Below are 16156 nucleotides of genomic sequence, written 5' to 3'. Positions count from 1 at the left end.
CTAATTTTTTAAGCCATCCAGAAAAATCTGTAATGAATTCATCAATTCATCATCCAACTTTTTGTCGGTAATGCATTCCTTATCTGTATCAAAATTATCCTTAAAAGAGGGAAGTGAAAATGTACTTATTATTTCAGCTTGCATTCTACCTAAAAGTTGATTTGCAATTTCTTGGGCACCAATAGCTCCTCGTTTTCCTGGTGAAGTGCTTAAGAGAAAGATCTTTTTGTCTTTAACAAAGGTCTTATCTAAACGTGAAAGCCAATCAAGTACATTTTTAAAGTAAGCAGAAAGATTTCCGTTATGCTCGTTAACGGCTATTAACAATCCGTCTGCCTCCTTAATTTCTCTAAGTAACTCATTCAAAGAATTTGAAAATCCAGAAGATTTTTCTAAGTCTTCACTATACATGGGAAAAGGATAATGCATTAAATTAAGCAGATTAATATCCACTTCACTTAATGAAGAACAAGCATATTTAACCAGTTTAAAGTTAATAGAGGTTGAGGAATTACTTCCGGCAAAAGCTAATAATTTAGGCATACAGTAAAAAGATTTTAACGTTTAAAAAACTAAACCACATTACATACTAGGGCTTTATCTGAATAATAGAGATGACATATTTCCCTTAAAATAATCTGTTTTCAAATATAAAACGTATGTATTAAAGAACACAGTAAGTGAAAAGATAATTTTAATTACTTTTGCGGTAAACATTAATCAGTATTAAATAATTCTGATTTTGAGTTAGTTACTTTATGATGAAGGCCGAAACAAAAAGATTATATTTTATAGATGTCATGCGTGCATGGGCTATTCTTATGATGTTGCAAGGGCATTTTATTGATGGTTTACTAGACCCTATTTACAGGGATGCAAACAATATAGTATTTGCTACTTGGGAATTTTTCAGAGGAATCACCGCACCTACCTTTTTTACCGTTTCTGGTTTTATTTTTTTATATCTTCTACTTAGAGAAAAAGAAAAGGGTTCACATGAAGTTAACCAAAGAATTAATAAAGGAGTTAAGAGAGGTTTAATGCTTATTGGTATTGGCTACTTACTGAGAATGAATCTTTTTGGATTACTCACAGGGCAGGTTTATGCCAGCTTTTTTATGGTTGATGTATTGCACTGCATTGGGCTCTCTATTCTATTTATCATTGCCATATTCTCCTATAGTCAGCAAAAAAGAGCCTATGTTTTACCCGCTTTACTGGGCTTAAGTGCTTTTCTGATTTTTATGTTAGAACCTGCATATAAAACCTTGTCTTATTCTTTTTTACCAGATCTTTTCGCAAATTATTTCACAAAAGCCAATGGTTCTGTCTTTACTATTTTCCCTTGGTTTGGGTATGCTGCTTTTGGCGGATTTATGGCCATATTGTTTCATCGATATAACAAGGTAAAACACATGTATCCAAAAGCTATTTTACTATGTCTGCTCTTTGGTATCGTTTTAACCTTCTTCTCATCTGCTTTCTTCTTAAGTTTATTTGAAAAAACTCAAATACAGTTATTTGCAGATATTTTCAATAATAATTATTTGTTTATTCGTTTAGGCAATGTTTTAATTCTTTTTGCCCTTTTTATGGCAGTTAGAAATTTAATTACCTCTAAATTAACCTTAGAAATTGGTAAAAGCACACTGTATATCTATGTAATTCACTTTATGATTTTATATGGAAGTTTTACTGGATTAGGTCTTTACAAATATTTTCATCATTCTTTAAGCCCTGTAATCATTGTGATTGGCGCTATTATCTTTATGATAGTAACTACATATTTATCTATTTTGTACGGAAGAAATAAGGTGCTTATCAATGCCCATTTGAATCAGAGAATTACAGTTGCCCTTAATTATTCTAAGTTCTCTTTACGGGAGGCATCTCATACCTTCATTCGCTTGTACAAAAAAGTCAAGGAATATATGATTTCCTCAAAAAGTTAAATAGAATATAATCTTTTACTTACTTTTTTTTAGTTGTTTGTCTTCTATAGTGTAGAATGATTACTTTTACACGTTAATTTTATAGAAAAAATGTCGCAACGCAAAGTAAGTATCTCCAAGGCCTTTAAAACCATTATATGGCCTAGAAGAAATATTATATCTTTAGGATTAGTATTAATTGTTATCAGCAAACTTGCTGGTCTTGTATTACCTATTTCTACTAAGTATTTAATTGACGATGTAATTGTCAATAAAAACTACGAGATGTTACGATATTTGCTGATTGCTGTCGTGGTTGGTATTACCATTCAAGCTTCCACTTCTTTTTTACTCACCAGAATATTAAGTGTTGAGGCTCAAAGATTTATATCTATCTTAAGAGCACAAGTACAAAAAAAGGTATTATCGCTACCTATTAGTTTCTTTGACAATACTAAATCCGGGGCATTAGTTTCCAGAATTATGAGTGACGTAGAAGGCGTTCGTAACCTTATTGGCACTGGTCTGGTGCAATTGGTTGGAGGTACTGTAACCGCTGTCATATCTTTGGTTCTTCTCATTCAGATAAGTCCTATGATGACATTATTTGTTCTTGTACCTATATCCATTTTTGCATTCGTAGCTTTAAAAGCTTTTAAGTTTATAAGACCTATTTTTAGAAATAGAGGGGTTATTAATGCAGAAGTTACTGGCAGACTTACCGAAACTCTTAATGGAGTGCGAATTATAAAAGGGTTTAATGCCGAAGCGCAAGAAGGAAAAACATTTGAAGAGGGGGTTGAACGTTTATTCTTGAATGTGAAAAAAAGTCTAACCTCAACAGCATTTATTACCAGTGCCTCCACCTTTCTTTTAGGTATTGCCTCGGCAGGAATTATGGGTATTGGAGGTCATTTTATGATAAGTGATGAGTTAACTACTGGTAATTTCTTACAATTCACTTTGTTATTAGGGTATATGATTGCCCCTATTATTCAAATGAGTAGTATTGGAAGTCAAATGACAGAAGCTTTTGCCGGCTTAGACCGTACTGAAGAACTCATGAATATGCCCTCTGAGGATGCGCTTTTACAGAGAAATATAGAACTGGAATCTTTAACAGGTGATATTCACTTCAACAATATAAGTTTTGAATACGAAGAAGGAATTGAAGTTTTACACAACATTAATTTTACAGCTCCCTCCGGTAGCATAACGGCTTTGGTAGGCTCTTCAGGCTCTGGTAAATCTACCATAGCGGGTCTTGCGGCTTCTTTTTTGAACCCTAAATCGGGTACTATTACGGTAGATAATCAAGATCTTGCGACCATCAAACTTAGTAGCTATAGAAAATACCTTGGGGTAGTCTTACAAGATGACTTTCTTTTTGAAGGCACCATTCGTGAAAATATTTTGTTTCCTAGACCCAATGCTTCTGAAGCTGAATTACAAGACGCTGTAAAAGCGGCCTATGTAAATGAGTTTACCGATAGATTTGAAAAAGGACTAGACACCTTAATTGGGGAGCGAGGCGTAAAACTATCTGGAGGCCAACAACAACGTATTGCGATTGCGAGAGCAATTCTGGCAAACCCGAAAATTATCATCCTTGATGAAGCTACCTCTAATCTAGATACAGAAAGCGAAGCCCTTATTCAAAAAAGTTTAGGAGAATTAATGCAAGGCAGAACTACCTTTGTCATTGCACATCGCTTGAGCACCATAAGAAAGGCAGATCAAATTCTTGTGATTGAAAATGGACATATTGCGGAACAAGGAACGCATGACGAACTTATTTCTAAAGAAGGAAGATATTACGACTTATATACCTATCAAGCAAGAATCTAAAAACAAAAAATCCCGACAACTTGCCGGGATTTTTTGTTTTGGATAACCTATAGATTATACATGTAATGCTCTATTTTCTGTAGCTGCCAAGGCAGCTTCCTTTACTGCCTCTGCATACGTTGGATGTGCATGACTCATTCTAGCAATATCTTCTGCAGAAGCTCTAAACTCCATAGCCGTAACTGCTTCTGTTATTAAATCTGCCACCCTGGCTCCTATCATGTGTACTCCTAAAACTTCATCAGTCTCAGCATCTGCAAGGATTTTCACGAAGCCATCTGTATCTGTGCTTGCACGGGCTCTTCCCAAAGCACGCATAGGAAACTGTCCTACTTTAAAATTAACACCCGCTTCCTTTAACTCTTCCTCCGTTTTACCTACCGCCGCTACTTCTGGCCAAGTATAGACAACACCAGGAATAAGATTATAATCTATATGTGGCTTCTGCCCTGCTATAATTTCGGCTACCAGTACACCTTCTTCTTCCGCCTTATGCGCCAACATTGCACCTCTTACTACATCTCCTATAGCGTAGATATTCGCAGCTGTGGTTTGCAAATGATCGTTTACTTTTACTTGTCCTCTATCTGTGAGTTCTACGCCGGCGGCGGCTGTATTTAAACCATCCGTATACGGTTTTCTCCCCACGGAAACCAAACAGTAATCGCCCTCAAAAACCACTTCTTGATCCTTCTTATCATCTGCTTTTACCACAATTGTATCTCCGTTTCTTTCTACCGATTTTACTTTATGCGAGAGATAAAATTTAACCCCTTGCTTTTTCATTACTTTAAGCAACTCCTTGCTTAGTGCTTTATCCATTCCCGGAATAATACGATCCATATATTCAACTACAGATACCGCTGCCCCAAGTCTTCTATAAACTTGTCCTAGTTCAAGACCTATCACTCCACCCCCTATGATAACCATATGTTTTGGAATTTCCTTGAGCTTTAAGGCTTCTGTTGAGGTTATAATACGTTCTTTATCAATAGTGATAAACGGCAACGAAGCAGGCTTAGAACCAGTGGCGATAATAATGTTTTTTGCACCTATTTTCTCTTCATTTCCATCAGCCTTTTTGATGTTTACATGAGTTGCATCTGCAAAAGATCCAAGACCTTCGTATACATCAATCTTATTTTTATCCATTAAAAATTTTACTCCAGCGCATGTTTGATCTACAACCCCTTGCTTACGAGAAATCATTTGTTCTAAATTCACTTTAATCTCACCTGGAATATCAATACCATGTTCTTTAAAATGCTTTACGGCATCTTCATAATGATGCGAAGAATCCAACAATGCTTTAGAAGGTATACAACCCACGTTAAGGCAGGTGCCCCCCAGTGTAGCATATTTTTCAATGATTGCTGTTTTCATTCCTAATTGAGCGCAACGAATTGCTGCAACATATCCCCCAGGACCCGAGCCTATAATGGCTACATCGTATTGATTCATATTATTTTTGTTAGTTCAGGACTAATTTTAAGGATACGAATTTAAATTATCGTACCAGACAAAAATACGAATGTTTTGTGGTTGGGCAATGCCTAATGGGTATGGAAAACGTTGGATATTTGTAGTCTTCAATAGTGGGTAATCCTGTTCTAATAAAGAGCAACTTTTGTTTCTTTGATCCCATATACAGTTACCTTGAGTACCTCATCATCTACTTTCTGTACTTGCAACCATGTGTTGAATCTACAACATCAATAGTATAAGAAAAGGCTCTTAACTTTCGCTTTGCAATTCCACCAAGTAAATAGAAGATGAAAATATTAGCTACTTGCCTTTTTTCAAGTATAATATCTGCTGTTGGAAAATAAGAGAAGAACTCTTTTCAAATAATAACATTGCGTATATAGCCATATGTCCAACACAGAATATACTGTTCGGACAAAGATTAAATTGTAAAAAAAAGAGGTGTGTTTGGGGGGAAACATCTTTTTCTTTTACCTATATATGAACCGAATGTTCAAAAAGTACAATGAATTAACTAAAGTCAGAGACTCGAAAAATTTTATTCTTAAACCTAAAAATTAATTATTTAAAATTACAACTATGAAAAACCAACAAGTAGAAGCGGAATTACAGGTTAAACAACTTAAGGATGCGCTAAGACAAGCCTACCCCAAAAATGAAGGAAAGGTACAACAGGTTCTACGTAATATTGTAGACAATCCTTCTAGCTATGCGGCTGAGATCAGTAAAGCTCAAAGTAAAATAAATGGCAGGGGTGCAGTTGCGGTGAACACTACCCCAATACAGCGAGCTACTAACACGGTAAATAGGTTTTTCCAGCCCATTTCTGCTACTTTAAAAAGTATTGCCAGTGGAAGCTTTTTAAGAAAGAGTCAAAAAGAAGGGGATGGCTTTGTCAATGATAGCAAACCATTGCTTTCCGATAGTTATAAACCTGAAGCTACAACAACCGATGCGGAACTATTGAACTTATTTATGCCTATAGATGATCAGTCTGTTGAAAATAAACAGGGTTTACCTGTTATAGCAGTTGGTATTCCTGTCAGCATTGAAGTTGGAGTTCCTCTCACATACGATGTCGAAACAGGACTTTCTAAAAACAATTTCACCGAACCCAAAGTAAATTCTTCAAATGAAAAGCAGAATGCGTCTAAAGAGACTACAAGCGAACTACTTAAAGGTCTGGTCTTTCCAAAGGTGCCCAGTAATGCACTTCCAATTCCAAAACCAAGAGCTAGTGCTAGTTCTTCTTTGAATAGTACAAAAAAGCAAAAAGAAAAGAAACGTGGCCCAGTGTTAGCATAGTAAGGCATTTTGCATCAAAAACAAGAAAAATAGTTGATGTCAACATTAGCGTTTACTCATCCCCCCTTGTGGGGGTTTTAGATCTTGTTTTCGCTTTACTTTGTTTAGATTTTAAAACAGTATAGCCTTTTTTAATTCAACGGACCTTTATTTAAAGTGGATTTTGTTTTAGTTCAGCGCTTTATTTTTTTTTGGGATCGTAGGCTCTAAGATCTCTTTAGCTGTCATTTAAATACGTATTACTGGTATTAGATTTTGTCTTTCTTTTAGCTAATCTTCTCCCTACTAAACCTTGCCAAGCCACACCTTTATACTTATTGAAAAAACAAATAGGGCTCTTACAGTTCCAGCTACACTGTTTGATACAGTGATGGAAAAAGAATATTAGCTTCCTTCGCTGCTACTGTAAGAGCCATCAGTTTTATGCCTAATGGTAATCGGTTTTTTTCTTGCGATTTGGACTTTGCAATTCTATTTCACCTTCGGTATAAATTCCTTGCTATTTATTAATAATGGATGAATAAATCTTCATGCTATATCCTTTTTTTATTGCTTCATCACTGGCAAGGTTACGAAAAACAACAGCTGCTCTTTGTCATTTTAAAGCTAGAATTGAAGGGCAAAATGTATAAGTCTTGGAGTATCAAAACGAATTAAGTAGACGGTAAGTCTTATAGATCAATAACCGTAGTACATTTTACTTCTTTGATGCTAAAGGAGCTCTGAGTACTCCCGATATGTTTCAACACAGTTAGTTTTGAAATCATAAATTCGCGGTATGCTTCCATATGCTCCACATGAACTTTGAGAATATAGTCATAATCTCCACTTACATGAAAACATTCAGAAACTTCCTGAAGTTTTAAAACTTCTTTTTCAAAGAGGGTTACATATTCCTTGGTGTGTTTCACCAATTTTATATGACATAAGACTGTAAATGACTTTTTTATTTTTTTCTTATCTAAAATGGCCACATAGCTTTTAATAATTCCTTCACGTTCTAATCTTCTTATACGTTCATATACCGCAGTTACAGATAATCCACATCTATTTGCAAGTTCTTTGTGCGTTCTTTTAGAATAGGTCTGCAATAACTCCAAAAGTTGCTTATCAATAGAATCCAGCTTCAAAATCATATTTTCATTGTTTACTTCTATAAAACAATAAATATAGATTTAAATTCTTTAAAAAACACTTTTATTAGATTTTAAATCTACATATGCCAATTATCATTGTTTTATATACATCAATTTACGAATTTCGATTAAAATTTAAACTAAAGATCATGAAATTCAATCCTGCAGATCAGATACAAGACCTTCAATATTTTGGTGAATTTGGTGGTGTAAATCCGTCAATATCAGATTCATCTACCTATACCTTTGTTTCAGCAAAAACCATGTTTGACACCTTTGAGGGTAATACGGAAGGATGTTATTTATACTCTAGGCATTCTTCACCTTCTAATCTTTATTTGGGCGAAGCTATGGCCGCACTAGAGGGAACTGAAACTGCTGCGGTTACAGCCTCTGGGATGGGTGCTATTACAGCTGTTATTATGCAATATTGCAAAGCAGCCTCAGAAATTGTTTCAAGCCGCACTATTTATGGAGGTACTTATGCTTTTATGAAAAACTTTCTACCCAAATTCAATATAGATACCAAATTTGTTGATATCACTAAGATAGAAACTGTGGCAGCGGCAATTACCCCCAAAACAAAAATGTTGTATTGCGAGGTAGTTAGCAATCCTTTATTAGAGGTGGCAAATATAAAGGCACTGGCGGCACTGGCTAAAGAAAATAATATTCCTTTGGTAGTAGATAATACATTTTCTCCATTAACTATTGCACCCGCCACTTTAGGAGCAGACGTCGTAATTCATAGCTTAACTAAATTTATTAATGGAAGTAGTGATTGTGTAGGAGGTGTAGTCTGCGGTTCTAAAGAACTTATTTTAGCACTTAAAGATGTAAATGATGGTGCTTGTATGCTTTTTGGCAGTACCATGGATAGTCTAAGAGCTGCTTCCATCCTCAAAAATATGCGCACGCTGCATATTCGCATGAAAAAACATAGTGAAAATGCGCTCTATCTTGCCCAAAGATTTGAAGAAGATGGATTACGCACTGTATACCCGGGTCTAGAATCTCATCCAGGACATCAAATATTAAAAACACAAATGAATAAAGAATATGGGTATGGAGGCATGTTAACCATTGATGTTGGTACTCTTGACAAGGCGAATGAACTTATGGAGAAAATGCAACATGAAAACCTTGGTTATCTTGCAGTGAGCCTTGGGTTTTACAAAACCTTGTTTAGTGCCCCTGGAACTTCTACTTCCTCTGAAATTCCTGAGGAAGAGAGACAAGAAATTGGGCTATCTGATGGATTAATCCGTTTTTCTATAGGATTGGATAACGATATTGAGCGTACATACCATCACATGAAAAAATGCATGCAATCTTTAGAAATACTTCCAAAAACATCTCAGGAACCGGTTTAATATGCATTGTAAAATCTATACTACTCAATTTGCAAAAGGATTGGTATTATCGTATTATTACACCGTTAAAGAAAAATACCATAGATGGAAAGTCAACAAATAAAACCTTCCGATAGAAAGGATGTGCCAATTGTAAGTAACAAAGAACTAAACATCTGGGAGGCTCTTATTCCTGTATTTGCTTTAATTGGTATGCTTGCTTACAATGTTTTAGTTGCTTTTAAAGATGATGCGCTAAGTGGAAGCAACCAATTCATATTACTTATGGGGGCAGCAGTTGCTGCTGTTGTTGGCTTTTTTAATAAAGTTTCTTACCAACAAATGATTGAAGAAGTAGCTTTAAATATTAAATCTACCGTTGGTGCGTTATTAATTCTATTAATGGTGGGTGGTCTAGCCGGAACTTGGTTTGTAAGCGGAATTATTCCTAGTATGATTTACTACGGTCTTCAAATTTTAAACCCCTCTATATTCCTCGCCGCGAGCATTATTATTTGTGCCTTAATTTCAATTGCTACCGGAAGTAGCTGGACAACCTCTGCTACAGTAGGTATTGCTTTGGTAGGCGTGGGTGGTGCACTGGGCATCCCTGCTGGTATGACCGCGGGTGCTGTAATTTCTGGTGCTTATTTTGGAGATAAATTATCGCCTATGAGTGATACCACTAACTTGGCTCCTGCAATGGCCGGAGGTGAATTATTTAGTCATATTAAATATATGACCTATACTACTGTTCCTACTATAATTGTCACACTCGTTGTTTTTATAATTATTGGCTTAAACTTTGATACGACCGGAACTGCAGATACCAGCCAATTATTAAACGAAATCAATACAAAATTTAATGTCACTCCATGGCTTTTTTTAGTTCCCGTAGTGGTTATATTTATGATTATTAGAAAAACGCCACCCTTGGTTGCACTATTGGCAGGAACATTACTTGCAGGGATATTTGCAGTTATTTTTCAGCCAGCTATTATTTTAATGGTTAGCGGTCAAGAATCCTTAGATTTCCGTGCCGCCTATATGGGTGTATTAAATGCTATAACTGTTAAAACAGTGGTCCCTACAGAAGTTAATGAACTTGCAGATCTATTTCAAGGCAAAGGGATGGAAGGCATGCTTGGCACCATTTGGTTAATTATCTGCGCCATGGTTTTTGGCGGGGTAATGGATGCTATTGGTGCATTGTCTAGAATTAGTACTGCCTTACTAAGCATGGCAAAAACAACCTTCCAATTATTTTTAAGCACTGTTGGTAGTTGTCTTGCTTTAAATATTACGGCATCAGACCAATATTTAGCCATAGTAGTGCCCGGTAAAATGTTCTCTAAAGCTTATAAAGATCGTGGATTAGCTCCTGAAAACCTGAGCAGGACGTTGGAAGATTCAGGGACAGTAACCTCTGTACTTGTACCTTGGAATACCTGTGGAGCTTATCAGGCAGGTGTCTTAGGTGTAGGTGTTGGAGAGTATTTCTTATATGCTATTTTTAATTGGTTAAGTCCCGTCATGACTTTAATATTTGCGGCACTACAAATAAAAATTAAAAGACTTACCGCCTAACTTTATTTCTTGTAAATCCCTGATATAATAACGAGTACATCTCTGAGATTTTCATCATTAAAAAATTCTATAGTTCTATAGAATTTTAAAATCCAATCATTGAATAAAAGCTTGTTTTCAGCTTTACTTTTGCACTGTAATTATTAAACAAAAAATAAAGCTATTATGACACTTGTAGGTAAAAAATTTCCCAACTTAAACGTTGATGCCATGAATGAAATGGGTGATACTTTTAAACTTAACATATTTGAAGAAGCTGCTAACAAAGGTAAAAAGGTATTGCTTTTTTGGTATCCAAAAGATTTTACTTTTGTTTGCCCAACAGAACTTCACGCTTTTCAAGAAGCATTACCTGAATTTGAAAAAAGAAACACCATAGTGGTTGGAGCATCTTGCGATTCTGCCGAAGTACACTTTGCATGGTTAAATACACACAAAGATAACGGCGGAATTGAAGGAGTAACGTATCCGCTGCTTGCAGATACTAATAGAAATCTTTCAAATATATTAGGAATTTTAGATATTCAATCTGAAACTTATAATGAAGACACAGATTCTATTATTTATGAAGGAGATAATGTAACCTATAGAGCAACCTACCTTATTGATGAAGAAGGCACCGTTTTTCACGAAGGGATTAATCACATGCCCGTGGGAAGAAATGTAAATGAATATCTTAGACTAATTGATGCTTATGCACATGTTCAAACACATGGCGAAGTTTGCCCTGCTAACTGGGAAGAAGGTAAAGAGGCAATGAAAGCAAACCGTGAAGGAGTAGCTGAATATTTGGCAAATGCTTTAAACTAGAACAACTATGATACAAGAGTTAGAACAAGATAATCTTCAAGACGTTATCAACAGTAACGAAACCGTGTTAGTACAATATTCTGCGGGTTGGTGTGGAAATTGCAGAATTATGAAGCCAAAATTTAAAAAAATGGCTTCTATTCATGAAAATGCGAAATTTGTTATTGTTGATGCCGAAAAATTTCCGGAATCTCGTAAACTGGCAAATGTTAACAATCTGCCTACGTTTGCAGCATTCAATAATGGAAATTTTGTAAATCAAGTACAAACTAACAAACTAGAAGTTTTAACAGAATTAATCAATGAAGTTACCAGTAATTAAGCATTTATCTTCATTTATTGAAGAAAATGACGAAGACTATATTATTGAAACTATAGAAACGCTAGAGGCGCTTACAGAAGTTCCTTCGCTCAAAGAAGAAGAACTGGACGTAATTGGTGAGCTTATTTCTAATATGTACGGCGCTATTGAAGTGCATAAAATGATTAAAGAAGGTGTTCCTAAAAAAGAAGCTTTAAATAGTTTTATGTCAAGAGTGTTAGCTTCTATAGATCAATAATGTTAAAAATTTGATAAAGAAAGAAATAAATCCTCTGCAAATGTACGCAGAGGATTTTCTTTTATGTTAATTTTACAATTCAACAAAATATAAAAAATATGGCAACTATTACATTACAGGGTAATGAAATACACACTAGTGGAAATCTTCCAGAGTTAGGCACAAAAGCAACAGATTTCAAATTAATTGGAAAAGACCTAGCTGAAGTATCGCTACAAAATTTTTCAGGGAATAAAGTAGTACTTAACATTTTTCCAAGCATCGATACAGGCACATGTGCTACATCTGTAAGAACCTTTAATACAGAAGCAGCAGAACTTGATAACACTAAAGTGCTTTGTATTTCTAAAGATCTACCATTTGCCCAAAACAGATTTTGTGGTGCCGAAGGATTAGAAAATGTCATAACGCTTTCCGACTTTCGCACAGGAGCTTTTGGAAAAGATTACGGACTGGAAATAATAGATGGCCCTTTAAAAGGTTTACATTCCAGAGCTGTCGTTGTTTTAAATGAAAATGGAGAAGTGATCTTTACAGAGCAGGTAGGCGAAATTGCCGATGAGCCTAATTATAAGGCAGCTTTGGAAGCCTTATACAATGCTTAATTTTATAAGTAAAAGGATTAAAAGTATAGGCTATGCTTTTAAAGGAATCTTGTTATTGGTTACTACAGAGGCAAGCATTAAAGTGCAACTTTTAATAGCAGTGTTGGTAACCATAGCTGGATTCTACTTTAAAATAAGTGCTACAGAGTGGATGTTGCAAACTATAACAATTGCGTTAATTGTTTCTATAGAGGGTTTAAATACTGCCGTAGAAAAAATTGCCGACTTTATTCATCCGGATTTTAATAATAAAATTGGATTTATAAAAGATATTGCCGCTGGTGCCGTTTTTGTAAGCGCTTTTGCAGCAGTTATTGTGGGATGTCTTATCTACCTACCAAAAATATTTTGAAAATATAAATGAATTCAAAACGTTAGTAATTTGTACTTTTGTACACAACCTAACGCTTGCTAATGGCCAGAAAAAAAACGACTAAATCTAAGAATACTTCAAAACGTTCACTGCCTGCATTTAAATTCACCAAACAACATCAGTTGGTATTGGGTAGTTTACTTGTATTGGTAAGTATTGCGTTGTTTGTTGCTTTTATATCCTATTTTTTTACATGGCAGGACGACCAAAGTACGTTAACACAATTTGCAGACAGAAGTAAGGAAACCAAAAATTTGTTAAGCAAATTTGGAGCTGCAATAAGCCATTTTTTCATTTATAAAGGTTTTGGAATTGCCTCGTTCATTATTCCCTTTTTATTAATGCTTACGGGCCTGTTCTTTTTTCTTAAAACAGATAGATCCAAACTTATCAATCGCTGGTTCTGGGGTCTCCTAGTTATGATGTGGCTATCTGTTCTTTTTGGCTTTATTGGTAAAAAGGAACCATTACTTGGAGGAACGGTAGGTTTTGAACTTAACGACTTTTTACAATTGTATATTGGTAAATTAGGAGTTATATTGTTACTTACTTTTATTCTTATTACCTATCTGGCCTTTAGGGTAAAACTAACTCCAGAACGAATTATTAATTTTATCAATGCTAGAAAAGAGCAATTAAGAACGGAATTATCCAATCATGAAGTTGTTTCTGAAAACGGAAAAGATGTTGTTAAAGAAACAACATCTCAAATTCAAACAACTAAAGAAAAAGCAACCACAGAAGAAACTTCTATTTTTGAACTTTCCCTTAAACAACAAGAACCTACTATAAAAAACTACTCTACCATTGACAAAATATCTGATGTGGATATTGAAAATTCTTTTGAAGTAAAAATTGCTCCAGAAGAAGAGGTTATACTGCCTTCAGAATCTTCAAAGGAAGAAGCAGAAGAATCTCTGAAAATTGAGGTAGAACAAGTAAAAGATGAACCAGAACTTACAGATGTTCTGGCAGATAAACTGGTTAAAGATTTTGGTGAGTTTGATCCAAAATTGGAATTAGGAAATTATAAGTTTCCGGTACTCAATCTTTTGAAAGATTACGGTGTAGGCAGTATCACCATAAATCAAGAAGAGCTTGAAGAGAATAAAAATAAAATTGTAGAGACACTAAGGCACTATAAAATTGAAATTTCTCAAATCAAGGCAACTATAGGCCCTACGGTGACACTCTATGAGATTGTACCCGAGGCAGGAATTAGAATTTCTAAAATAAAGAATCTTGAAGATGATATTGCTTTGTCCTTAGCCGCTTTGGGTATTCGTATTATTGCACCCATACCAGGCAAGGGAACTATTGGGATAGAAGTCCCCAATAAAAATGCTTCTATTGTTTCTATGCGATCTGTTATTGCATCTTCTAAATTTCAGAAAGCAGAAATGGAATTACCACTCGCATTGGGTAAAACTATTAGCAATGAAACCTTTGTGGTAGATCTCGCTAAAATGCCTCACCTTTTGATGGCTGGTGCTACTGGGCAAGGTAAATCAGTAGGTTTAAATGCAATACTAACTTCATTGTTATATAAAAAGCACCCTGCAGAGGTTAAATTTGTACTCGTAGACCCTAAAAAGGTAGAACTCACCTTATTCAATAAAATTGAGCGACATTTTTTAGCGAAGCTTCCAGATACAGAAGATGCTATTATTACCGATAATAACAAGGTAATCAATACTTTAAATTCACTTTGTATTGAGATGGATGACAGGTATGAATTATTAAAAAATGCATTGGTTAGAAACATCAAAGAATACAATGAAAAATTCAAATCCAGAAAACTAAATCCAAACGACGGTCATAAATTTCTACCCTATATTGTATTGGTTGTAGATGAATTCGCCGACCTAATTATGACAGCTGGTAAAGAAGTTGAAATGCCAATTGCCAGATTAGCACAGTTAGCCCGTGCGGTGGGGATTCACTTGATAATTGCCACACAAAGACCTTCTGTAAATGTAATTACTGGTATTATTAAAGCAAACTTCCCCGCACGAATTGCATTTAGAGTAACCTCAAAAATAGATTCAAGAACCATTCTTGATAGTCAAGGAGCAGATCAACTTATTGGACGTGGTGATATGCTTTATACACAAGGTAATGATATTGTAAGAATACAGTGTGCTTTTGTAGACACCCCTGAAGTTGCTAAGATCACAGAATACATAGGAAGCCAACGTGCATATCCAGAAGCCCATCAACTTCCAGAATATTCCGGAGAAGATTCTGGCACAAGTCTTGATGTAGATATCTCAGACAGGGATGCATTGTTCAGAGATGCTGCAGAAGTGATTGTAAATGCCCAACAAGGTTCTGCCTCTTTGTTGCAACGAAAACTAAAACTAGGTTATAACAGAGCAGGGAGAATCATAGATCAATTAGAAGCAGCAGGTATTGTTGGCCCCTTTGAAGGAAGTAAGGCAAGACAAGTTTTGGTAAGTGATATCCTAGCATTAGAAGAATTGTTAAATAATGAAAAAAACTAACAGGAATTGCATGAAAAAAATAGCTATTTTATTCGTCATGATATTTGTATCTATAGCCGCACCAGCACAGAACAGTGCCAAAGCAAAAGCTTTGCTTGATGAAGTATATGCCAAAGCAAAAAGCTATCAAAATATATTTATTGACTTTAAATATGTTTTAAATAATAAAGCAGAAAACATTAACCAGGAGACTCGTGGAAATGTTACGATGCAGGGTGACAAATACCTTTTAAACTACTTAGGCGCAACCGTGTTATACGATGGGAAAATGGTACATACTATTATTCCAGAAAACGAAGAAGTTACCATTGAAAAACAGGATGCCGAAGATGAGAATACGATTACACCCTCTAAAATGCTTACTTTTTATATGGAGGGATATAAGTATGATTGGGATATTCTTCAGAATATTAAAGGGAGAAAGATTCAGTTTATAAAAATGACTCCTATAGATTCCAATTCTGAGGTGGTTAGCTTATTGCTAGGAATAGACGTTCAGACAAAACATATTTATAATTTAATTCAAGTAGCTAGTAATAACACCAAAACAACGATCACTGTTAATTCTTTTAAAACAAACCAACCTATCTCAAAATCCTTATTTACCTTTAATGAAAAGAAATATGAAGATGAAGGTTATTACATCACTAGAAATTAGGA

At 35.1% G+C, this 16156-nt stretch carries 15 protein-coding genes; 12 read left to right on the top strand and 3 right to left on the bottom strand.

What is annotated here, in order from left to right:
- Positions 1-543 (bottom strand): NADPH-dependent FMN reductase, encoded by a 543-nt coding sequence (locus tag WBG07_RS13130; protein ID WP_340201964.1) that lies wholly within the window; start codon positions 541-543, stop codon positions 1-3.
- Between the two features lie 215 nt (positions 544-758).
- Here WBG07_RS13130 and WBG07_RS13125 point away from each other — a divergent pair, with 215 nt between their 5' ends.
- On the top strand, positions 759-1952 hold the full coding sequence (locus tag WBG07_RS13125; RefSeq protein WP_340201963.1) for a heparan-alpha-glucosaminide N-acetyltransferase domain-containing protein: 1194 nt from the start codon (positions 759-761) through the stop codon (positions 1950-1952).
- Between the two features lie 90 nt (positions 1953-2042).
- Positions 2043-3779: an ABC transporter ATP-binding protein gene (locus tag WBG07_RS13120; protein ID WP_340201962.1), complete on the top strand. Its 1737-nt coding sequence runs from the start codon at positions 2043-2045 to the stop codon at positions 3777-3779.
- A 54-nt stretch (positions 3780-3833) separates the two neighbouring features.
- Here the strand turns inward: WBG07_RS13120 and lpdA are convergent, their stop codons facing one another.
- A complete protein-coding gene (gene lpdA, locus WBG07_RS13115) occupies positions 3834-5240 on the bottom strand; it encodes a dihydrolipoyl dehydrogenase (RefSeq protein WP_340201961.1) in 1407 nt (468 codons plus the stop codon).
- A gap of 603 nt (positions 5241-5843) precedes the next feature.
- Between lpdA and WBG07_RS13110 the strand changes: the two genes are divergently transcribed.
- Positions 5844-6569: a hypothetical protein gene (locus WBG07_RS13110; RefSeq protein WP_340201960.1), complete on the top strand. Its 726-nt coding sequence runs from the start codon at positions 5844-5846 to the stop codon at positions 6567-6569.
- Between the two features lie 671 nt (positions 6570-7240).
- Here the strand turns inward: WBG07_RS13110 and WBG07_RS13105 are convergent.
- Positions 7241-7699 carry an Lrp/AsnC family transcriptional regulator gene (locus WBG07_RS13105; protein WP_340202055.1) on the bottom strand — a complete coding sequence of 153 codons (459 nt, stop codon included), beginning with the start codon at positions 7697-7699 and terminating at the stop codon, positions 7241-7243.
- Positions 7700-7854: 155 nt separating this feature from the next.
- On the opposite strand from WBG07_RS13105, the gene WBG07_RS13100 reads away from it, so the two are divergent.
- The 9 genes from WBG07_RS13100 to WBG07_RS13060 all read left to right on the top strand — a co-directional run bounded on the left by WBG07_RS13100 (position 7855) and on the right by WBG07_RS13060 (position 16154).
- Positions 7855-9078 carry an aminotransferase class I/II-fold pyridoxal phosphate-dependent enzyme gene (locus WBG07_RS13100; protein WP_340201959.1) on the top strand — a complete coding sequence of 408 codons (1224 nt, stop codon included), beginning with the start codon at positions 7855-7857 and terminating at the stop codon, positions 9076-9078.
- Positions 9079-9162: 84 nt separating this feature from the next.
- On the top strand, positions 9163-10644 hold the full coding sequence (gene nhaC, locus WBG07_RS13095) for a Na+/H+ antiporter NhaC (protein WP_340201958.1): 1482 nt from the start codon (positions 9163-9165) through the stop codon (positions 10642-10644).
- A 165-nt stretch (positions 10645-10809) separates the two neighbouring features.
- A complete protein-coding gene (locus tag WBG07_RS13090; protein ID WP_340201957.1) occupies positions 10810-11454 on the top strand; it encodes a peroxiredoxin in 645 nt (214 codons plus the stop codon).
- 7 nt (positions 11455-11461) lie between these two features.
- Entirely contained in the window at positions 11462-11776 is a 315-nt protein-coding gene (locus WBG07_RS13085) for a thioredoxin family protein (RefSeq protein ID WP_340201956.1), read from the top strand.
- On the top strand, positions 11757-12014 hold the full coding sequence (locus tag WBG07_RS13080) for a DUF6952 family protein (protein ID WP_340201955.1): 258 nt from the start codon (positions 11757-11759) through the stop codon (positions 12012-12014). Before WBG07_RS13085 ends, WBG07_RS13080 begins: the two co-directional genes overlap by 20 nt.
- Before the next feature lie 98 nt (positions 12015-12112).
- Positions 12113-12619, top strand: coding sequence for a thiol peroxidase (gene tpx, locus WBG07_RS13075; protein ID WP_340201954.1), 507 nt, complete (start codon positions 12113-12115; stop codon positions 12617-12619).
- The gene (locus WBG07_RS13070; RefSeq protein WP_340201953.1) at positions 12612-12971 is read left to right on the top strand and encodes a diacylglycerol kinase; all 360 of its coding nucleotides are present in this window, start codon (positions 12612-12614) and stop codon (positions 12969-12971) included. The genes tpx and WBG07_RS13070 overlap by 8 nt, the downstream gene beginning before the upstream one ends.
- 62 nt (positions 12972-13033) lie before the next feature.
- Complete coding sequence (locus WBG07_RS13065; RefSeq protein ID WP_340201952.1) at positions 13034-15496, top strand: FtsK/SpoIIIE family DNA translocase; 2463 nt, start codon at positions 13034-13036, stop codon at positions 15494-15496.
- A gap of 10 nt (positions 15497-15506) precedes the next feature.
- Complete coding sequence (locus WBG07_RS13060) at positions 15507-16154, top strand: outer membrane lipoprotein periplasmic chaperone LolA1 (RefSeq protein WP_340201951.1); 648 nt, start codon at positions 15507-15509, stop codon at positions 16152-16154.
- The last annotated feature ends 2 nt before the right edge of the window (positions 16155-16156 follow it).

It is taken from the genome of Ascidiimonas meishanensis (genome assembly GCF_037782385.1).
In the GTDB taxonomy this organism is placed as follows: Bacteria; Bacteroidota; Bacteroidia; order Flavobacteriales; family Flavobacteriaceae; genus Ascidiimonas; species Ascidiimonas meishanensis.
Note: the sequence above shows the minus strand (reverse complement) of the source record. Positions and strands in the feature narration are given on the sequence as shown.